The sequence below is a fragment of the Acidovorax sp. 107 genome, from assembly GCF_003058055.1.
Lineage (GTDB): Bacteria > Pseudomonadota > Gammaproteobacteria > Burkholderiales > Burkholderiaceae_C > Acidovorax.
Genome location: NZ_QBTZ01000001.1, coordinates 1,102,982 through 1,123,190, shown reverse-complemented (window position 1 = coordinate 1,123,190; position 20,209 = coordinate 1,102,982). Strand labels below are relative to the sequence as shown.

At 65.1% G+C, this 20,209-nt stretch carries 19 protein-coding genes; 9 read left to right on the top strand and 10 right to left on the bottom strand.

Annotated elements, in window-relative coordinates:
• Positions 1–25: 25 nt before the first annotated feature.
• The 3 genes from gudD to kdgD form a co-directional block, all read right to left on the bottom strand.
• A complete protein-coding gene (gene gudD, locus C8C99_RS05325; protein WP_056642675.1) occupies positions 26–1,378 on the bottom strand; it encodes a glucarate dehydratase in 1,353 nt (450 codons plus the stop codon).
• A 49-nt stretch (positions 1,379–1,427) separates the two neighbouring features.
• Positions 1,428–2,402 (bottom strand): tripartite tricarboxylate transporter substrate binding protein, encoded by a 975-nt coding sequence (locus tag C8C99_RS05320; RefSeq protein WP_056642690.1) that lies wholly within the window; start codon positions 2,400–2,402, stop codon positions 1,428–1,430.
• Between the two features lie 96 nt (positions 2,403–2,498).
• Complete coding sequence (gene kdgD, locus C8C99_RS05315; RefSeq protein WP_108625162.1) at positions 2,499–3,410, bottom strand: 5-dehydro-4-deoxyglucarate dehydratase; 912 nt, start codon at positions 3,408–3,410, stop codon at positions 2,499–2,501.
• A 221-nt stretch (positions 3,411–3,631) separates the two neighbouring features.
• On the opposite strand from kdgD, the gene C8C99_RS05310 reads away from it, so the two are divergent.
• Positions 3,632–4,669 carry a LacI family DNA-binding transcriptional regulator gene (locus C8C99_RS05310; RefSeq protein ID WP_056638434.1) on the top strand — a complete coding sequence of 346 codons (1,038 nt, stop codon included), beginning with the start codon at positions 3,632–3,634 and terminating at the stop codon, positions 4,667–4,669.
• A 32-nt stretch (positions 4,670–4,701) separates the two neighbouring features.
• Here C8C99_RS05310 and ispF read toward each other — a convergent pair whose 3' ends face one another.
• The 3 genes from ispF to C8C99_RS05295 form a co-directional block, all read right to left on the bottom strand.
• Positions 4,702–5,181 (bottom strand): 2-C-methyl-D-erythritol 2,4-cyclodiphosphate synthase, encoded by a 480-nt coding sequence (gene ispF / locus C8C99_RS05305; RefSeq protein WP_056638431.1) that lies wholly within the window; start codon positions 5,179–5,181, stop codon positions 4,702–4,704.
• A 113-nt stretch (positions 5,182–5,294) separates the two neighbouring features.
• The gene (locus tag C8C99_RS05300) at positions 5,295–6,203 is read right to left on the bottom strand and encodes a 2-C-methyl-D-erythritol 4-phosphate cytidylyltransferase (protein WP_199226327.1); all 909 of its coding nucleotides are present in this window, start codon (positions 6,201–6,203) and stop codon (positions 5,295–5,297) included.
• Between the two features lie 60 nt (positions 6,204–6,263).
• The gene (locus tag C8C99_RS05295) at positions 6,264–8,174 is read right to left on the bottom strand and encodes a DUF4253 domain-containing protein (protein WP_108625161.1); all 1,911 of its coding nucleotides are present in this window, start codon (positions 8,172–8,174) and stop codon (positions 6,264–6,266) included.
• A 300-nt stretch (positions 8,175–8,474) separates the two neighbouring features.
• Between C8C99_RS05295 and mfd the strand changes: the two genes are divergently transcribed.
• Positions 8,475–11,942, top strand: a complete 3,468-nt coding sequence (mfd, locus tag C8C99_RS05290) for a transcription-repair coupling factor (RefSeq protein WP_108625160.1) — start codon at positions 8,475–8,477, stop codon at positions 11,940–11,942.
• Positions 11,943–11,975: 33 nt separating this feature from the next.
• On the opposite strand, the gene C8C99_RS05285 is transcribed toward mfd, so the two are convergent.
• On the bottom strand, positions 11,976–14,345 hold the full coding sequence (locus C8C99_RS05285; protein ID WP_146186013.1) for a bifunctional diguanylate cyclase/phosphodiesterase: 2,370 nt from the start codon (positions 14,343–14,345) through the stop codon (positions 11,976–11,978).
• Positions 14,346–14,769: 424 nt separating this feature from the next.
• Between C8C99_RS05285 and C8C99_RS05280 the strand changes: the two genes are divergently transcribed.
• The 5 genes from C8C99_RS05280 (at position 14,770) to serB (ending at position 17,728) form a co-directional block, all read left to right on the top strand.
• A complete protein-coding gene (locus C8C99_RS05280; protein WP_056638421.1) occupies positions 14,770–15,438 on the top strand; it encodes an energy-coupling factor ABC transporter permease in 669 nt (222 codons plus the stop codon).
• An 89-nt stretch (positions 15,439–15,527) separates the two neighbouring features.
• Positions 15,528–15,782, top strand: coding sequence for a ParD-like family protein (locus C8C99_RS05275; protein WP_015014749.1), 255 nt, complete (start codon positions 15,528–15,530; stop codon positions 15,780–15,782).
• Positions 15,779–16,576, top strand: a complete 798-nt coding sequence (gene map, locus C8C99_RS05270) for a type I methionyl aminopeptidase (protein WP_108625159.1) — start codon at positions 15,779–15,781, stop codon at positions 16,574–16,576. The genes C8C99_RS05275 and map overlap by 4 nt, the downstream gene beginning before the upstream one ends.
• A 101-nt stretch (positions 16,577–16,677) precedes the next feature.
• The gene (locus C8C99_RS05265) at positions 16,678–16,866 is read left to right on the top strand and encodes a DUF3149 domain-containing protein (RefSeq protein WP_056638411.1); all 189 of its coding nucleotides are present in this window, start codon (positions 16,678–16,680) and stop codon (positions 16,864–16,866) included.
• Positions 16,867–17,014: 148 nt separating this feature from the next.
• Positions 17,015–17,728, top strand: a complete 714-nt coding sequence (serB, locus tag C8C99_RS05260; RefSeq protein WP_108625158.1) for a phosphoserine phosphatase SerB — start codon at positions 17,015–17,017, stop codon at positions 17,726–17,728.
• 92 nt (positions 17,729–17,820) lie between these two features.
• Here the strand turns inward: serB and C8C99_RS05255 are convergent, their stop codons facing one another.
• Positions 17,821–18,339, bottom strand: coding sequence for an Rrf2 family transcriptional regulator (locus C8C99_RS05255; RefSeq protein ID WP_108627049.1), 519 nt, complete (start codon positions 18,337–18,339; stop codon positions 17,821–17,823).
• Positions 18,340–18,430: 91 nt separating this feature from the next.
• Between C8C99_RS05255 and ytfE the strand changes: the two genes are divergently transcribed.
• A complete protein-coding gene (ytfE, locus tag C8C99_RS05250) occupies positions 18,431–19,201 on the top strand; it encodes an iron-sulfur cluster repair protein YtfE (protein WP_199226326.1) in 771 nt (256 codons plus the stop codon).
• A complete protein-coding gene (locus C8C99_RS05245; protein WP_108625157.1) occupies positions 19,198–19,677 on the top strand; it encodes a group III truncated hemoglobin in 480 nt (159 codons plus the stop codon). Before ytfE ends, C8C99_RS05245 begins: the two co-directional genes overlap by 4 nt.
• A gap of 44 nt (positions 19,678–19,721) precedes the next feature.
• On the opposite strand, the gene C8C99_RS24020 is transcribed toward C8C99_RS05245, so the two are convergent.
• Together C8C99_RS24020 and C8C99_RS05240 are read right to left on the bottom strand one after the other, a co-directional pair.
• A complete protein-coding gene (locus tag C8C99_RS24020) occupies positions 19,722–19,895 on the bottom strand; it encodes a LiaI-LiaF-like domain-containing protein (protein WP_199226324.1) in 174 nt (57 codons plus the stop codon).
• Positions 19,896–19,991: 96 nt separating this feature from the next.
• A complete protein-coding gene (locus C8C99_RS05240) occupies positions 19,992–20,204 on the bottom strand; it encodes a DUF3820 family protein (RefSeq protein WP_108625156.1) in 213 nt (70 codons plus the stop codon).
• Between the last annotated feature and the right edge of the window lie 5 nt (positions 20,205–20,209).

The following is a 20,209-nucleotide window of genomic DNA, read 5'->3' as shown; positions in this document are numbered from 1 at the left end:
GGCCTCGGTCACGCGGTGCCCGGCTTCAACGCACCATACAGGGCGACTTGTTGTTGAACTTCCAGCCTGGAATCAGGTACTGCATTGCCATCGCATCGTCGCGTGCGCCCAGGCCATGCTGCAAATACAGGCGGTGCGCGCGCTCCACCTCGTCCATGTCCAGTTCCACGCCCAAGCCGGGCTTTTGGGGCAGGTCAATGAAACCATTCTTGATCTGGAACGGCTGTTTGGTCAGACGCTCGCCGTCCTGCCAGATCCAGTGCGTGTCGATGGCCGTCACGCGGCCCGGGGCGGCGGCGCCCACGTGGGTGAACATGGCCAGCGACACGTCGAAGTGGTTGTTGGAATGCGAGCCCCAGGTCAGGCCAAAGGCCTGGCACATCTGCGCCACGCGCACCGACCCCGCCATGGTCCAAAAGTGCGGGTCAGCCAGAGGGATGTCCACCGACTGCAGGGCCAGGCTGTGCGCCATTTCGCGCCAGTCTGTGGCCACCATGTTGGTAGCGGTGGGCAGGCCCGTGGCGCGGCGGAACTCGGCCATCACCTCACGGCCCGAGAACACGCCTTCGGCGCCGCAGGGGTCTTCGGCATAGGCCATCACGCCATGCAGGTCGCGCGTGATGCGGATGGCATCTTTCAGCAGCCAGCCACCGTTGGGGTCCAGCGTCACGCGCGCGTCTGGGAAACGCTCGTGCAGCGCGCGGATGGCCTCGACCTCTTCCTCGCCCCGCAGCACACCGCCCTTGAGCTTGAAGTCTGCAAAGCCGTAGCGCTGGTACGCGGCCTCGGCCAGGCGCACGATGCCCTCGGCATTCATGGCCTTTTCGTTGCGCAGGCGGAACCAGTCGTTGTCGGCGCCAGGCTCGGTGCGGTAGGCCAGGTCGGTTTGGGTACGGTCGCCCACATAGAACAGGTAGCCCAGCATCTGCACCGAGGTGCGCTGCACGCCGTCGCCCAGCAGCGCGGCCACGGGCACGCCCAGGTGCTGGCCCAGCAGATCGAGAAAGGCCGATTCCACCGCCGTCACGGCATGGATGGTGATGCGCAGGTCAAAGGTCTGCAGGCCGCGCCCGCCCGCATCGCGGTCGGCAAACTGGGCGCGCATGGCATTGAGCACGGCGTTGTGGTGGCCCACGGGCTGGCCCACGATCAACGGGCGCGCGTCCTCGATGGTCTGGCGGATCTTCTCGCCGCCAGGTACCTCGCCCACCCCGGTGTTGCCTGCGCTGTCACGCAAGATGAGCAGGTTGCGTGTGAAGAACGGGCCGTGCGCGCCGCTCAGGTTCATGAGCATGCTGTCGTGGCCCGCCACGGGCACCACGCGCAGCTCGGTGATGAGGGGGGTGCTGGTGGCAGAAGGATGGGAAGAGTTGGTCATGGTGTTCGGGAAACGAGAATGGGGAACACAAAGGCGCCCCTGGTAGAACTCAATCAGCGGTGATCTTTCGGGTTTCGATCACGGTCTTCCAACGGGCGAATTCGCGCGCTTGGTAGGCAGTGAAGGCTTCGGGCGTGCTGCCCACAATCTCCAGGCCCTGGTCCAGCATGCGCTTTTTCACGGCAGGGTCGTTGATGGCGGCGATAGCGGCGTCCGACAGCTTCTTCTTGATTGCTGGCGGCAGGCCCTTGGGCGCGGCCATGCCCTGCCACGAGTACACCTCGGCACCGGCCACGCCAGCCTCGGCCAGGGTGGGCACGTCGGGCAGCACGGGGCTGCGCTTGTCGCCGGTGACGGCAATGGCATGCAGCTTGCCCGCACGGATGTGCTGCAGCACCGCGTTCACGTTCTGGAACGAGAACTCCACCTGCCCGCCCAGCAGGTCGTTGATGGCCGGTGCGCCGCCCTTGTAGGGGATGTGCAGGCCCTCAGTGCCGCTTTGCTGCCAGAACACTTCGGCCGAGAGGTGGTCCGACGAACCATTGCCCGAGCTCGCAAAACTCACCTTGCCCGGGTTGGCCTTGAGCTGGGCGATCACCTCCTTCACGGTGCGCGCCTTCTGGCCCGGGGCTGCCACCAGCACATTGGGTGCCTGCACGGGCACGGTGATGTAGTCGAAATCCTTGAGCGCGTCGTACGGCACGGTCTTCAGCAGGTGCGGCGCCACGACGAAGGCACCGAGTGAAGACACCAGCAGCGTGTAGCCATCGGCCGGCGCGCGTTTGACCATGCCGGCCCCCAGCGTGCCCGTGGCACCGGGGCGGTTGTCCACCACGAAGTTCTGGCCCAGCTTGTCACCCATGTTCACGGCCATGGCACGGGCCACCATGTCGGTGGAACCGCCTGCAGGGAAGGGAACAACGATCGTGACAGGCTTTTCAGGCCAAGCGGCAGGGGTGCCGGTCTGGGCCGATGCGGCCAAGGCCAGACTGCAGGCGCTGGCAACCAGCAGCAATTTCTTCATGAACATGGTGAAAGTCTCCGGAGGTAATGGGTGGCGGTCGGTGGCCCTCTTGCGGGGCCTCGATCCTTGGATTTCTGCGGGGGGTGTGGCCCGTCGTTACTGCGGCCCGAGCTTGTCAATCAGCGCCTTGAGCTCTTCCATCTCGCTGGGCTTGAGGTCCACCAGCGGCGCCCGCACCGGCCCACCGTCATGGCCCACGATGCGCGCACCCGCCTTGATGATCGACACCCCATAGCCCTCTACCCGGTTGCGGATGGCCAGGTACGGCATGAAGAACGACTTGAGCAGCCGGTGCTGCGTGGCCGTGTCGTCACTCGCCACCGCCTGGTAGAACTCCATCGCGGTCTTCGGAATGAAGTTGAAGACGGCTGACGAATACACCGGCGTGCCCAGCGCCTTGTAGGCGGCTGCATACACCTCGGCCGTGGGCAGGCCGCCCAGGTACGAGAAACGGTCCCCCAGCTTCATGTAGATGGACGACATGGTCTCGATATTGCCCACACCATCCTTGAACCCCACCAGGTTCGGACAACGCTCGGCCAGGATGGCCAGGGACTCGGCCGTGAGCTTGGTGCGGTCACGGTTGTAGACGATCACACCGAACTTCACGCTGTTGCAAACCTGGGCCACATGCTCGATCAGGCCTTCCTGCCCGGCTTCGGTCAGGTAGTGCGGCAGCAGCAGGATGCCGTGGGCACCCAGGCGCTCGGCCTCTTGCGCATGGGCAATGGCCGTGCGGGTGGGGCCACCGGCACCGGCAATGATGGGCACCTTGCCCCGGCAGGTCTCCACCGCCGTCTTGATGACCTCGCTGTACTCGGGGCCCGAGAGCGAGAAGTATTCGCCCGTGCCGCCGGCGGCAAACAGGGCGCTGGCGCCATAGGGGGCCAGCCACTCCAGGCGCTCGATGTAGGTCTTGGGGCGGAAGTTGCCCTGCTCGTCGAAGTCGGTGATGGGGAACGAGAGCAGGCCGGAGCCCATGATGGTTTTGAGTTCTTGCGGGGTCATGGTGAAAAGCAGGCGGTGGTTAGGAAGAAAGCAAAAGGTCGTACAAGCTGGATGTTTATGACCTGAATCGGCAAAATGTCAGCGGAATACGCAAATGTTAACGTTAACATCATCAGACAACATAGGAAAAACCCTTATTCAACAATCTCCTGCCTCACAGACCTTGCGCGGCGTTGCAAGCAACACCGACCGGGCGCGTTACCCCTTTAGACTCCACCCCCATGCACGCTTCTGACCCGGCCCGCCCCGCCCCGCTCACCGGCCGTGATCGCCCTGCCGTCACGCTGCGCGAAGTAGCCGAACGGGCAGGCGTGTCGATGATCACGGTCTCGCGCGCCATCAACACGCCGCAGCAGGTGTCTGAGCGGACGCGGGAACGTGTTCAGGAAGCGGTGTCTGCCCTGGGCTACGTGCCCAACCTGGTGGCGGGCGGGCTGCGTTCGGCACGCAGCCACGTGGTCACCGCACTGGTGCCAACACTCACAGGGCCGCTGTTCGGTGAAATGGTGCAGGCCCTCACCGATGCGCTGGAGCAGCGCGGCTTTCAGGTCATGGTGGGCCAGGTGGGCTACGCGCATTCACGCGAAGACGAACTGCTGCGCGCGATCGTCGGACGGCGGCCCGACGGAATCGTGCTCACGGGGGTCATGCACTCGCCCGATGGGCGGCGGCTGCTGATGGCCTCGGGCATTCCCGTGGTGGAAACCTGGGACTTCACCGACACCCCCATCGACATGCTGGTGGGCCTGCGCCACGAAGCGCTGGGCGCCGCCGTGTGCGAGCACCTGTTTGTCAAGGGGCGGCAGCGGTTGGCGTTGCTCAGTGGCGGTGACGAACGCGCCGCGCGACGAGCCCAGGGTTTTGAAGCGGCCGCCCTGCGCCTGGGCCTGCGCCCGCCCGCCGTGCGGCTGGGCAAATCGCCCACCACCCATGCAGACGGCCGCGCGGGGCTGGCTGCGCTGCTGGCCGATGTGCCCGACATCGACGCGGTGTTCTGCAGTTCGGACATGCTGGCACTGGGCGTGCTCACCGAAGCGCAGGTGCGCGGCATTGGGGTACCCCAGCAACTGGCCGTCGTGGGGTTCGGCGATATTGACTTTGCCGAGACCGTCAGCCCAGCCCTGTCCACCGTGCGCATCGATGGCACACGCATGGGCCAGACAGCGGCTCAGTGGATCGCCGATCGGGCCGAGGGCAAGGCCGTCATCCAGTCTGTGGTGGACATCGGCTTTTCCATCGTGGAGCGTTGCAGCAGCTAAGCGCTTGAGCGGCTGGGCTCCGCCAGGGCCGCCTATGTACGGTAGACCAGCGCTACCGCCCGCGCTTCCATGGCCAGGCCCTGCCCCACCGGGCCCAAGCGCTCGGCCGTCTTGGCTTTCACATTCACCTGCCCTTCGGTCACGCCCAACGCGCGGGCAATGACGGCCAGCATGCCGGGGATGTGCGCCGCCAGACGCGGGGCCTGCGCGACGACCGTGCTGTCGATGTTGCCGATCTCAAAGCCCGCTGCGCGCACCCGCCGCGCCGCCTCGGCCAGCAGCACACCCGAATCTGCGCCACGAAACGCAGCGTCGGTATCGGGGAAATGGCTGCCAATGTCTCCCAGAGCCGCAGCGCCCAGCAGTGCATCGGTGATGGCGTGCAGCAGCACGTCGGCGTCCGAGTGGCCCAGCAGGCCCGTCGGGTGGGCGATCTCCACACCGCCAATCACCAACCGGCGGCCGGGCACCAGCGCGTGTACGTCCCAGCCCTCTCCAATCCTGAAATTCATCTGTCTGCCTTTATGGGTATTTGTCGGTGGGGTCGCAGGGCCCGCCTGATGGGCACCTTGCTGCGCACTGCAGTCGGCCCGCGGCGGTCGTGCCCGTGGCGCCCTGCGCCAGGCTAAAAAAGATTCTTCTTGCCGGGTGCCGTGCTCACCTGCCCCCGCTCGCCGCCAAAACGCTCCAGCGTGGTACTGTGCGCCCGCTGGGCCAGCACGGCAGCGGCCAGCGCGAAATCGTCCGGGTAGGTGACCTTGAAATTCTGTGCCCCGCCGGGCACCAGCCGGGGGTGAAACCCCATGGCCTCCATGGCGCTGGCCTCGTCGGTGACATTGGAGCCCACCTTGTCGATCGCCTCCATCAGCGGGCCAATGCGAAACATCTGCGGCGTCTGCGCCAGCCACTTGTCGCTGCGGTCCACGGTAGAGGCCACGCGCACGCCGCCCGGGCCGTCGATAGAGGTCTTGAGCGTGTCGGCCAGCTTGTGCGCCAGGAGGCCTCCCACACTGTCACCCGCGCACTGGTCGACGAGTGCATCAATCTGCCCGGAGGTCACCAGGCAGCGCGCAGCGTCATGCACCAGCACCCAGTCACCAGGCTGCGCACCGCGCTCCAGCAGCGCCTTGAGGCCGCCCAGCACCGTGTCGGCGCGCGTAGGGCCGCCGCACTCGACCATAAAAAACGCAGGGTGGGCATGGGCATCCAGAAAGCGATCCCCCGGTGCCACAGCCACCAGCGTACCCAGCAGGCGCCCCACGCCAGCAAAGGCGGCCAACGTGTGCAGCACCATGGGGTGGCCAGCCACCAAGTGGTATTGCTTGGGCAACGGCGGCCGCACCGCAGACTCGTCAGCAGTGCCAGCCAGCGCGCCAAAAGCCGAGAGGGTTGAGCCCGCTGCAAGGGTGGCCGGTGTCGCCACAGCGCGCGAACCCGTTCCCGCACAGGGCACCAGCGCCCAAAAACGCCCCTGCGAAGACGTGGGCGCGTAGGAGGCAGCGAGCGCAGGTTGCAACAACGGGTCGATGGTCATGGGGCGCTTATTCTAGAAGGGACACCACCGTTGGGCCGCGGGCAGACGATGCCAGGACGATCATGGCCGCTCATGCAGAAACCAGGTGTTGTGCCCCACCAGTCCCAGCGCGTGGTGGCGCAGGGGGATGCCCGGCAGGGCCAGGGTGCAGGGCGCGGCCAGGTCATGCTCGCGCGCCAGCGCCAAGGCGCTGTCCATATTCTGCGGCGGCTCGCTCACCTCGAATTCAAGCATGGTGCCATAGTGGGCCCATAGTTCGGCGCCATGGCGCTCGCGCCAGCGGCGTAGCAGCGCAATGAAGTCTTCGGCGCTGCCCCGCTCCATGGCGTACCAGTGCAGATAGGCCAGCGCTTCTTCCGCATGCGGTGTTGGCAGCAGCACCAACCAGGCGTTGTCAGGAACAAAACACTCTTGGTGGCCGCGCGCGGGGTCATCCACACCGTGGGTGCTTTCGAGCGAAGCCAGCCAACGCTCAAAACGCAGGCGATCCCCCGCGCACTCGGCCCAGGCAGCCTCCAAACCCGCGGCGGGCACGCCCGCAGCAGCCAATTCGCCATACCAGACAGCGAACTGCTCCGCGTCGCCCAAGGGCACGGCACTTTCCGCCAGCTCGACCAACAACTCCTCGGCATCGATGCCACGCGCACCGGCAACGATGTAGCGGGGCGATACATCATCGCGCGCCCCGCTCTGCTCATAAGGAAACCGCGTGAACAGCTCATCGGCAAGAGCATCAACCTCCGAAGTGTCAGTGGCGCCGGACCACAAGGTGGTTATCACGGGCCAGCGAGCAGTGCGCGACTCCACCAGCGCCTGCGCCGCATGCCATAAGGTCTGGCGCTCCTCGACAGGCACCTGTGCGGCCCAGGCGATTTCGCCGCTGGCCGCAGCGCCATGCCCAGGAATCGGCAGTGGCAACCAATCGAGCACTGCCAGGGGCGTCCCCTCCATCAGATTCCGCCAAGCTTCTCGCGATTCAGAAGGGGTGCCCGCCACCGCTGCGGGTGGTGCGGATGCGAATGCCGGGCGCCTGCCCAGTTCGGCCCTCCATCGAGACACCGCATCGACGTCCACCCCCACCGCGTGAGCCAAATGACCCGCCCGCAGCAGACGTGCGGTAGCAGGCACCACGGCCCATTCCAGCAGCGCGGCGGCAGCGGCGGGCTCGTCGTGCGTCAGCCACGCCGTGGCGACTTCGATGGCATCGTGGCCGCGCCCCTCCTGTGCCAGCAGCAGCCAGCAGGCTTGCCACAGGGCGTGCGCGGTATGGCCGCCACCAAAACCAGTGGCGCGCAAGTAGTCGGCCACGGCGCGCGCGATGACCAGGGTGTCGGTGGCCTTGGCCGCTGGCGCCACGGTGATCTGCCCGGCCGACTGCAGTTGCTCCAGTATCGTGGCCACCTCGTCCTCGGGCAAACCCAGCGCCAGCAGATCTTGAGCCGTGGGGATGTCCGCCACACCGGCATGCGACACCTCAAACAGCTGCGCCAGCCGGTCTTTGAGCACCAGTTCTGCCTCTCGGCAGAACGCGCCAAAAGCCAAATGGGGGCGCGGCTCGTGAGCCCCGCCCCGGCGCCGGACCAATGTGGCCAGGAAGTCAGGCGACCAGCCCTCACCGGCTGCGCCCGCCTGCTCGTGGTCCAGCCGCACCAGTTGCCGCAATTGCTGCTGCGCCCGCTCCATAGCCCAGTCGTCGAGCTGCGGGGACGCCATGGCCTCCTGCTCGCCGACGGCGGGGCAGCGCTGCTCTGCCAACAGGGCCGCAACGGGCAACATGCCCTGTGCCTGAGTGACCAGCGCACCGTGCGCAGGCAATCGCCATACCCCGTCGGGCTGCAGCAACAAGGTCAGCGCCTCCAGGGCCTGTGGTGCATGGCCAGCCAGGACAACCCGGCGGGCGTTGGTCAGCAGTTCGCTCAGAGCGTTGTCTATGCGCCGGGCCTGCACGTGGCGCGTGGTCAGTTGGTTCAAGGGGTTCCTTTTGACGGACACTGAGTAGGGTCGGCGAGCTCGTGCCTCGGTTGCTTGCCGAGAGCGTCACGCAGATCGTAGACACGCCGCCTTGGATTGGCGGGTAGTCCAGGGCATCGACGGACAAACGCGAAGCCACGGGGGACCAACGGTGCCAGACGACATGGACCGCCGCTACCGCAGCCGAGGCGGGGACATAAGTGGCCCGCACCACCTAAAATGTTTGGCTGCCTCGCATCCAGCCCGTGCGCGCCTCGCGCCCGTGGGGATGCGGTGGCCCAGACGCCCCACCCCGTCCGCATGGAACTGCCCAAACTCTCCCCCGGAAAACGCTTTGCCCTGCCCCGCCCTGTGGGCAGCGCCGATTCGCTGCTGCTGGCCCGCCTGGCCGAGCGCGACAAGGCCGCAGGCCGCACCACCGCCATCGTTACGGCCGACGCCACCGACGCGCAGCGCCTCATCGACGAAATGGCCTTCTTTGCGCCCGGCCTGCGCTGTGCACTGTTCCCCGACTGGGAGACGCTGCCCTACGACACGTTCAGCCCGCATCAGGACCTGATCAGCGAGCGGCTGGCCACGCTGTGGCGCATCTCGCAAGGTGAGGCCGATGTCGTGCTGGTGCCCGCCACCACAGCGCTGTACCGGCTGGCGCCGCCCTCCTTCCTGGCGGGGTACACCTTCCACTTCAAGGTCAAGCAAAAGCTCGATGAGGCGAAGTTCAAGGCCCAGCTCACGCTGGCGGGCTACAGCCATGTATCGCAGGTCGTAAGCCCCGGCGAATATGCCGTGCGCGGCGGGCTGATCGACCTGTTCCCCATGGGTTCGCTGGTGCCGTTCCGCGTGGATCTGTTTGACGACGAGATCGACAGCATCCGCACGTTTGACCCCGACAGCCAGCGCAGCCTGTACCCCGTGCCCGAAGTGCGCCTGCTCCCCGGCCGCGAGTTCCCCATGGACGACGACGCGCGCGCCAAGTTCAGGAGCCGTTGGCGCGAGATGCTGGAAGGCGACCCGACCAAGAGCCGCATCTACAAGGACATGGGCGCAGGCGTGGCCACGGCGGGCATCGAGTACTACCTGCCGCTGTTCTTTGACGACACGGCCACCGTGTTCGACTACCTGGGCGGCGAGGCCACCGTGGTTCTCCACGGCGACCTGGAGCCCGCGTTCCAGCGCTTCTGGCAGGACACCAAAGACCGCTTCCGCCTGGTGCAGGGCGACCCCGAACGACCTGTGCTGCCGCCCGAGGCGCTGTTCCTCTCTGCCGACCAGTTCTACACGCGCGCCAAGGAACATGCGCAGCTGTCCATCCGCCCCGGCGTGGAAGACGTGGACGACAACCCGCACTTCCAGAAGCTGGGCGACCTGTCGGTGGTACGCGGGGCCGAAGACCCGCTGGCGCGCCTGCACGCCCACATCCGCAACACCCAGCACCGTGTGCTGCTGCTGGCCGAGAGCGATGGCCGGCGCGAGAGCCTGCTCGACTTTCTGCGCGCCAGCGGGGTCAGTCCACCTGCGTTCGATTCGCTGGCCGAGTTCCAGAGTTCGGCTGACGAAAAGGTAGGCATTGCCACCGCCGGGCTCACCGTGGGCTTTAGCTGGATCGAGGACGGCATCGACTTCGTGACCGAGACGGAGCTGTTTGCCGCAGGCCCCACCACGCGCCGCCGCAAGAAGCAGGAGCAAGTCAGCGATGTCGAGGCGCTGATCAAAGACCTGGCAGAGCTGACCCTGGGCGACCCGGTGGTGCACAGCCAGCACGGCATCGGCCGCTACCGGGGCCTGATCAACATGGACGTGGGCAACAAGAACCCCGATGGCACGCCCGCCATGCAGGAGTTCTTGCACCTCGAATACGCCGACAAGGCGGTGCTGTATGTGCCCGTGAGCCAGCTGCAGCTCATCAGCCGCTACACCGGAGTGAGCGCCGACGAGGCGCCCCTGCACAAGCTGGGCAGCGGCCAGTGGGAAAAGGCCAAGCGCAAGGCCGCCGAGCAGGTGCGCGACAGCGCGGCCGAGCTGCTCAACATCTACGCTCGCCGCGCACTGCGCCAGGGCCATGCTTTCCGCTACAGCCCGCAGGACTACGAGACCTTTGCCAACGACTTTGGCTTCGATGAAACGGCCGACCAGAACGCCGCCATCCACGCGGTGATCCAGGACATGATCAGCCCCCGCCCCATGGACCGCCTGGTCTGCGGCGACGTGGGCTTTGGCAAGACCGAGGTGGCGCTGCGTGCGGCCTTCGTGGCTGTCACGGGTGGCAAGCAGGTGGCCTTTTTGGCGCCCACCACGCTGCTGGCCGAGCAGCACTACCAGACGCTGGTGGACCGCTTCAGCAAGTGGCCGGTGAAGGTGGCCGAGGTGTCGCGCTTCCGTTCGGGCAAGGAGATTACCGCCGCCATCAAGGGCATCGGCGACGGCACGGTGGACATCGTGGTGGGCACGCACAAGCTGCTGTCGGAGTCCACCAAGTTCCACAACCTGGGCCTCTTGATCATCGACGAGGAGCACCGCTTTGGCGTGCGCCACAAGGAGCAGATGAAGGCCCTGCGCGCCGAGGTGGACGTGCTAACGCTGACGGCCACGCCCATCCCGCGCACGCTGGGCATGGCGCTCGAAGGGCTGCGCGACCTGTCGGTCATCGCCACCGCGCCGCAACGGCGCCTGGCGATCAAAACCTTTGTACGCAACGAGGGCACGGGCGTGATCCGCGAAGCCGTGCTGCGCGAATTGAAGCGCGGCGGGCAGTGCTACTTTTTGCACAACGAGGTGGAGACCATCGAGAACCGCCGCCAGAAGCTCGAAGAGATATTGCCCGAGGCCCGCATCGCCGTGGCCCACGGCCAGATGCCCGAGCGCGAGCTCGAACGCGTGATGCGCGACTTCGTGGCCCAGCGCTACAACATCCTGCTGTGCTCGACCATCATCGAGACCGGCATCGACGTGCCCACGGCCAACACCATCATCATGAGCCGCGCCGACAAGTTCGGCCTGGCGCAGTTGCACCAGCTGCGCGGGCGCGTGGGCCGCAGCCACCACCAGGCGTACGCCTACCTGATGGTGCCTGACGTGGACGGCCTGACCAAGCAGGCGCAGCAGCGGCTGGAAGCCATCCAGCAGATGGAAGAACTGGGCAGCGGCTTCTACTTGGCCATGCACGACCTGGAGATTCGCGGTGCGGGCGAGGTGCTGGGCGAGAACCAGAGCGGCAACATGCTCGAGGTCGGCTTCCAGCTCTATAACGAGATGCTCAACGAAGCCGTCAAGGCGCTCAAGGCGGGCAAGGAGCCCGACCTGCTCTCGCCCCTGTCCGTCACCACCGACATCAACCTGCACGCCCCCGCCCTGCTGCCCGACGACTACTGCGGCGACGTGCACCTGCGCCTGTCGTTCTACAAAAAGCTGGCCACCGCCAAGACGCCCGACCAGATCGACGGCCTGCTCGAAGAGATCGTGGACCGCTTTGGCAAGCTGCCGCCGCAGGCGCAGACGCTGATCGACGTACACCGCCTGCGCGTGCTGAGCCAGCCGTATGGCGTGGTGAAGGTGGATGCGGCGCCGGGCGTCATCACCATCACCTTCAAGCCCCAGCCGCCCATCGACCCGATGCGCATCATCGAGCTGATCCAGAAGAACAAGCACATCAAGCTGGCAGGCAACGAGAAGCTGCGCATTGAGCGCGAGCTGAAAGAGCCCAAGGATCGTGCGCAGATGGTGCGCGACGTGCTGCGGTCACTGGGGCAGCCGGTGGCGGTGCCAGCATGACTTGCGTGGGCCCCCTGTGGAGCGCGGCCTCGCTCAGGTGCTCCAGCCGTTCTGTATCTCACTAGCGAACTCTTCAACAGGCGCTGGACGACCGAAGAGGTAACCCTGATAGCTGGTGCACCCGTAGCGGCAAAGCATCTCGCGCTGCGCTACGGTCTCAACGCCTTCGGCAATGACCTCAAGGCCCAGCCCCTGCCCCAACGCAATGACGGCCCGGACTATGGAGGCATCGCTGGCGTTCACGACGACATCGCGCACGAACGACTGGTCGATCTTGAGCTGATCCAGCGGCATGCGCTTCAGATATCCCAACGAGGAGAAACCCGTGCCGAAATCATCCAGCGAGAAGCGGATACCCAGGGCCTTCAATTTCTGCATCTTGGCCACGATTTCCTCCACATCCTCGGCCCATACGCTTTCGGTCAGCTCCAGTTTCAGGCGCTGCGGATTGGCGCCCGTGGCCTGCAGAATGCTGCACACCCCCTGGACATAACCCTGCTCGCGAAACTCCTTGGCACTGACGTTGACGGCCAACACCAGATGGTTCCTGGCTGGGTCGGACTCCCAGTCACGCAGTTGAAGGCAAGCAGTCTCGAGTACCCACCGGCCCAAGGGGTGTATGAGGCCAGTCTCTTCAGCCAAGGGGATGAAACGGGCTGGGGACACCATGCCCAGCACGGGGTGACGCCATCGCACCAGAAGCTCCGCCCCTATCAACCCCGTTGCCACGTGGACCTGGGGTTGGTAGTAAGCGATGAGTTGACTTGGAATCGCTCCCTTGAGGGCCTGTTCGAATTGCACCCGTTCATGCAGCGCGTCACGCATGCTCTGATCAAACATCACAGCCTGCCCCTTGCCGCGCTTCTTGGCCTCCAGCATCGCTAGTTCCGCGCGCTGCAGGATATCGTCGGCCGTTGCCAAGTCGTCACCTACCAGCGCAATGCCAATGGACGCCTGCCCCGGGCAGGCCACGCCACCCAGCACGAACGGCCCCCGCAAGTGCTCCAGCGCATCCGCTGCCATCGCGGTGACTCGCCGTTGGACCAGGGAAGGATCGCTGCCCAGGTTCTCGGCCAGCACCAAAAATTCATCGCCTCCAATCCTCGCCAAGACGGCCCCGGACTCCTCCAGTTGCTGCAGGTGACCGGCCGCTGCAATGAGCATTTGATCGCCAGCCTCGTGCCCCCGCGTGTTGTTGAGCACGCTGAAATTGTCAAGATTGACCAGCAACAACGCTGCAGCAGTGTGCTGGACAGCAGCGCGTTCAATGGCGTGGTGCAACCGGTTGAGCAGTTCTTCGCGATTGAGCAGCCCTGTCAGCCTGTCGCGATGAGCGAGGCGGTCCATGGCAGCCCCCAGCACCAATGTTTCGTCCAGGGCCTTGCGTCCTGGCTGTGCGCTGCTGGTACCAATGACGTTTGTATGAGACTTGGCTGCATCTGCCAGGGCCACGATTGGCCGGACCAATCGGCCCGCCAGCATCCAGGAGGCAAATGCAAACAGCACCGCCACCAGTGCAGTGAAGGCCAGCATCAGCTTGCGGATCTCGTAAACCTGCGCATACGCGGTGGCAACATCCTCCCGGACCACCACCGTCCAGCCCAGGCCATCTGGGGGAACTTCAGTCACCACTGGCTGAGAGACGATCAAGTACGCTGGGTCCTGCAACACGGCTTGTAGCGAGTTGCTTGCGACCTTCGTATCGGTATTGAGCTGCAGCAGCCACTCGCCTGTACGGTTTGCGATCAAGACTTCGATGCGGGCCTTCTTGCGGCGCTTGTTCACTGCCTCGACAACCACCCGATGGACCCAGTCCCAGTGCAAATGCGCTGAGAGCACCCCGATGGCACTGCCTTGTGCATTCTGGACGGGCGCAGCCACATCCAGAAAACGCAAGGGCTCGCCGTCAGCCCGCGGAGGCAGCGATTTGGCGAGCAAAACCGCATCGTGCGGGTCACCGACAAAAACGCCATTTAACCCGGCGGAGTACCAGGGCCGGGCGGACACATCGACATCCCGCAGAATCCCGCCCGTGGCGGCAGTGACTCGACCCCGCATATCTGCAAGCCCAATCCAGGCGTAAGTGTCCTCGCGACGCTGGAGCCCATCCATCACCTGCTGGATGGAGTGGGGATCCAGGGCATGGTGTGGACCGATCATGCCGGCCATCAGCGAAACTTCGCGCTGCCTGCTGGCGAGGTCTTCTTTCAGCTCATGGGCGATCTCGTCTGCCACCCCATTGAGCGCGTCCCGAGCGGAGTTGCTCAAGCCGTCCTCCAGATGCCATTCCATGAAGAATGTCAAAGCGAGGCCCAAAACAATGCCGGATCCGCCCATGACTGCGGAAAAGCGCGCCCGAACACTTCGAAACGGCGACACCCGATTCAAAAATCTGTTGATCATGGATGAGCCTCCAAGAGACCCATTCTGGGGGGCAATCCCCAAAGTGCTAACCAATTTATGGCGGAGTAGCGACCGTGCAGCCAATTCTTGACTCACATCAAGAAAGTACAAGGACTTCAGGTGAACAGAGACCCAGCGCACGATCAGTCCGGTCGGAATGCGACAGGACCAGCGCATCTGACCCAGGGACCGGTACCGCAACATCTCAGACACTGACGGGGGCCGCCACTACCACCGGAATGCTGAAGTCAAACCCTTGATGCGATACGTCGGATGAATCGCTGACGGATCGGAGCGCGGCAAGCATTTGGCGCGGTGGATGCGAGAATTCCAAGATCAACGCAACCCTCGCAAGCACCGCCAGCGATGCCCTGTTGCGCCACCTCCATCAGCACTTTCAGCATCAACGCCGCCCGCTATCACCATGCTGATTGAAGCCGCGCTCCTTCTGTTGTCACTGGCCGTATCGCTGTGGACGCAACCCTGGCGCCTTCTGGAGCAGCCAAAGGGTGCGGCACGACAAGAAGATGGACAACGCTCCCTGTCGCCGCTGCTGACACCTCTGCTGGCAACTCTCGTGTTCCTGCCCTGGCTGTGGGCGCTGCCCACGCTCCACGCCATGCCGCTGCAACTGCAGTGGTCGGGCGCGGGCCTGGTGGTGCTGATGCTGGGCTGGCCGCTGGCCATCCCGGTGCTGCTGGCAGTCGGCGCCATTGCGGGCCTGCTCTCACCCGCCCTGGACTGGGCCGATGCGCTGGGTGCCGCCGTCTGGCTGGGTGTGGTACCCGCCACGCTGACCCTGGCGCTGGGCGCACTGGTGCGGCGCTTTGTCGGCACCCAGCCTTTTGTCTATGTGCTGGGCCGGGCGTTTCTGGGTACCGTGGCCTGCGTGTTTTTGGCGGGCGTGCTGTCGCAGTGGAGCGGGCACCTGTTGCCCGGCGTGGGCAGTGAACTCTCGCTGGTGGCCCGCTGGCTCATGGCCTGGGGCGACGGTTTTGTGACGGGCATGCTCGTTGCCATCTTCGTGGCGTTCAAGCCCGAGTGGCTGGCCACCTGGTCGGACCAGCTCTATCTGAAGCGGCCTCCGCAGTAGCGCAGCGTTGCCAACGCACACCCCACGCACCGCAGGCAGGCAGGCAGGAAGCGATACAAAACATATATGTTTCGCATACAATTCGCTGCATGGGTATTGTCAAAATTTCAGACCAAATGCACGAGAACCTGCGCGTTGCCAGCAACGCCCTGTCTCGCTCCATCAACGCACAGGCAGAGCACTGGATGCGCATCGGCATGCTGGCCGAGCTGCATCCCAACCTCGACCACAGCGACATCTGCCAGTTGCTGATCCGCGCCGAGCAGGCTGGGGGTTTCGATCTGGACACGGTGGCGGCCTCGGTGGCCGCCAAGCCGGGCCACAGCGGGCGGCGTGTTCAATGAAGTCATCCCGCGTCACCCTGCGCTCCCCCGCCGAAATCGCTCAGGCGCGTGAGGCCGGCCACCTGGCCGCCCGCGTGCTGCACATGATCACGCCGCATGTGCAGCCCGGCGTCAGCACCGAGGCACTGGACCGGCTCTGTCACGACTACATCGTGAACGAACTGCAAGTCACCCCCGCCAACGTGGGCTACCTGGGGTATCCCAAAACGGTGTGCACCTCGGTCAACCACGTGATCTGCCACGGCATCCCGTCGCCCGGGCAGGTGCTCAAGGCAGGCGACATCATCAACATCGACGTGGCCATCATCAAGGATGGCTGGTTTGGTGATACGAGCCGCATGTACTTTGTGGGCGAGCCCAGCCCGCTGGCGCGCCGCCTGGTGGACACCACCTACGAAGCCATGTACGCAGGCATCGCCCAGGTGCGCCCCGGCGCCACGCTGGGCGACGTGGGCCATGCCATACAGAGCGTGGCCCACCGCGAGCGGTTCAGCGTGGTGCGCGAATACTGCGGCCACGGCATCGGGCAGATCTACCACGACGAGCCCCAGGTGCTGCACTACGGGCAGCGCGGCCAGGGCCTGCGGCTGGAGGAAGGCATGGTCTTCACCATCGAGCCCATGATCAACGCCGGCAAGCGTGATACCCAGGAGCTGGCCGACGGCTGGACGGTGGTCACCCGCGACCGCTCGCTCTCTGCCCAGTGGGAACACATGGTGGCCGTGACGGCCGACGGGTTCGAGGTGCTCACGCCCTGGCCCGAGGGCACGGGCCGCTATCCCGCCATGGTTTGACCTGCGTCTTGCCCGCACGCCACAGTCATTGACGCAGCACAAGCAGCCGCCGCAGGGACCGCCCGATAGTGGTGAACACCACCACAACGAGGAGGGTCTTCATGAAGCTGCTGAACGATCTGTTTTCTACCGACTACGGCCTGATGAGCATCATCGGCATCGGGTTCATGATTTGCATGGCCGCCTTTTTTGTGCGCATGTTCCTGGTCAAGATGAACGAGCCGCCCCAGCCCAATCCGGCCGCCAAGGCGCTGACGGGCGGCGGCCAAAACATGCCGCATCCGCGCTAAGCAAAGGATCTGACGAAAGCCCTGGCGCCGGGTGTGGCGTCTGCAGCCGTCCCAGGATAGCGCCTAGAGCGATGCATGGCGGGTGTGGCAGCCTGCCGGGGATACCATTGCGGGTTCTTACCCCCGCATTTGTTCCCCTTTTTCTGCCATGACCCACGCTACCGAATTCGCCCCTGGCCTCGTCATCCAGGGCATCGAGCCTCCGCTGTCCCTGTCTGCCTACAAGCTCATCGCTTTTGACATGGACTCCACCCTCATTAACATCGAGTGCGTGGACGAGATCGCCGATGCCGCCGGCCGCAAGGCCGAGGTGGCCGCGATCACCGAGGCGGCCATGCAGGGCGTGATCACCGACTACAAGGAGAGCCTGCGCCAACGCGTGGCGCTGCTCAAGGGCGTGACGGTGCAGCACATGGAGCAGGTGTTCACCGAGCGCCTGCGCTTCAACCCCGGCGCCAAGGAGCTGATCACCGCCGCCAAGGCAGCGGGCCTGACCACGTTGCTGGTCTCGGGCGGCTTCACCTTCTTTGCCGACCGCGTGAAGGCAGGCCTGGGCATCGACTTTGCGCGCTCCAACATGCTGGAAGTGCAAGACGGCCAGCTCACAGGCCGTATGGTGGACCAGGCCTGGGGCGACATCTGCGACGGCGCCGAAAAGCGCCGCACGCTGCTCGAAGTGGCCTCGCTCATGGGCATCTCGCCGCGGCAGGCCATCGCCGTGGGCGACGGCGCCAACGACCTGCCCATGATGGGCGCGGCCGGCCTGTCGGTGGCCTACCACGCCAAGCCCGCCGTGCGCGCCCAGGCCAAGGTGGCCATCAACCAGGGTGGGCTCGACCGGTTGCTGGAAGTGCTGCGCTGAGCGGCCTGGCGCCCCCAGGGTCCAGGGCACCCGCTGAATACTATTAATTTAATAGCTATTCAGGCATGTGGCACTAGCGCATTACCGCGTTTTCATTCAAATTCGTATTCACCCGGCAATCCGGGCACCATAGGGGGAATGCGGCGGGCACTGCCCGCGCGCGGCGCTGCCACCATGACCTGCAGCGCCATACCCTGTGGTGACGAGGGTGCCACCAGGTCCGCCAGCGTCACGCCATCCAGCACTGCCAGATAGGCCTGCATGGCCTGGCCCAGCACGCCTTTGAGCCGGCAGTGGCTGCTCAGGCGGCACTGGTTGGAGGCTGGGTCAAAACACTCCACCAGGTTGAAATCCGTCTCGGTAGCTCGCACCACGGCACCGATGTGAATCTCCGATGCAGGCCGCATCAGCCGCATGCCACCGCCCCGCCCGCGCGTGGTCTCCAGCAGCCCTTGTGCAGACAGCTGCTGCACGATCTTCATGAGGTGGCTGCGCGAGATGCCATAGCCCTCGGCCACCTCGGTGATGGTGACGGGCTGCGCCCGCCCCTCGGTGGCGGCGCAATACATCAGCACGCGCAGCGTGTAGTCAGTCCATTGGGTCAGTCGCATGGGTTTGCCGAAGATCAATCAAAAAGATGCATACATCCTGAATTTTATTGGATAAAATATTCACACGATATGAATCTTTAAAAGGACCACCATGAACGCCCGCATCGACACCCTGCACACCGCTGCCCTCGCCACCCCGCTGCCACTGAGTACCGACCAGCAAATCGGCCAGATCGCCGTGCAGTTGCCGGGCGCAACGGCAGTGTTCCGGCGTCTGAAGCTGGACTTTTGCTGCGGCGGCCAGGTGAGCCTGGCCAAGGCGGCTGCCGACAAGGGGCTGGACCCGGATGCCGTGCTGGCCGAGCTGGCAGCCCTGCAGCGCAGCGATGCCGTGCCCGAAGCCGCGTCGCCCAGCGCACTCATCGACCACATCCTGGTGCGCTACCACGATGTGCACCGCCAGCAACTGCCCGAGCTGATCCGCATGGCCCGCCGCGTGGAGGCCGTGCACCGCGACAACCCCCATGTGCCTGTCGGCCTGGCCGACCACCTCGAAACGATGCACGAAGAGCTGCTCTCGCACATGCTCAAGGAAGAGCAGGTGCTGTTCCCCATGCTCAAGGCCGGCAGCAACCCGTTTGTGGGCCAGCCCATTGGCATGATGCGCGCAGAGCATGTGGACCACGGCGAGGCGCTGGACAAGTTGAACGCGCTGACGAACGACGCCACGCCTCCCCAGGGCGCCTGCAACACCTGGCGCGCGCTGTATGCAGGCATTGGCCAATTGGGCGACGACCTCATCAACCACATTCACCTCGAAAACAACGTGCTGTTCCCGTCGTTCGAAGCCAGCGAGACACCGTCGTCGCAAGGCTGCGGTCCCTCGGGCTGCGCCTGCAGCGGCGGCGCAGCGCAGGCATGACCCTGCCAACCACTCCGCCCGACAGCGGCGGGGCCCACGCGCCCCCCAGTGTGGAAAGCATCACTCGGCTGGTGCATGGCTTTTATGGGGACGTGCGCCAGGACCCGCTGCTGGGGCCCGTGTTTGAAAAGGCCTTGCACGGCCAGTGGGACGCTCACCTGCAACGCCTGGTGGACTTCTGGAGCACCGTGGCCCTGGGCACCCGCAGCTTCAAGGGGGACGTGTTTGGCAAGCACATGGCGCTGGAGGGCGTCACACCCGCCCACTTCGCGGCCTGGGTGGGGTTGTGGCAGCAACACACCAATCGCCTGTTTGCGCCCGAAGTGGCGCACGACCTGCAGGTGGCGGCACATGGCATTGCACGCAACCTGTTCCGGGGCTACTTTGCCCACGACCCCGGTTTTGCGCAGCCCCGCCAAGAGGACCATGAGCACGGCGCACACCGCCACGGCGGCGGAGAAGCCCGGCGAGGCTGAAGAGGGAAGACTGGCGATTAGCAAGAAGGTCGCCAGCGCCTGGCTTACTTACCCTTGTTACCCGGCGTGAAGAACAGCGCCACCCCCACCGCAATCAACGCCACCGGCCACCACACGCGCAACAGCTCGCGCAGGCTGATGCTGATCAGTCCCAGGTTGGTCAGCAGAAAAAACACGCCCAGCACGACCAGAACGATCGCAGCGATATTGCCCTTCATGTGCATTTCCTCGGTGTGGTTGTAGGTCTGAAGGCGCTCATTATGGTGGACGCCTGCAGGGGCAGAGCCCCCTCCCCCAGCCCCGGCACACCCCGCTCAGCGTCCACGCAGCGGCCTGAGCAGATCTGACAATCCGTTGTGATCAATCTCGTGCATCAGCGCCAGCAACTGGCCCAGCTCGCCCCTGGGAAACCCTTCGCGCGCAAACCAGTTGAGGTAATTGCCAGGCAGGTCCGCCAGCAGCGTGCCCTTGTATTTTCCGTAGGGCATCTCGGTGGTAACCAGCCGCTGCAGTTTCTCTGCGTCCATTGCCC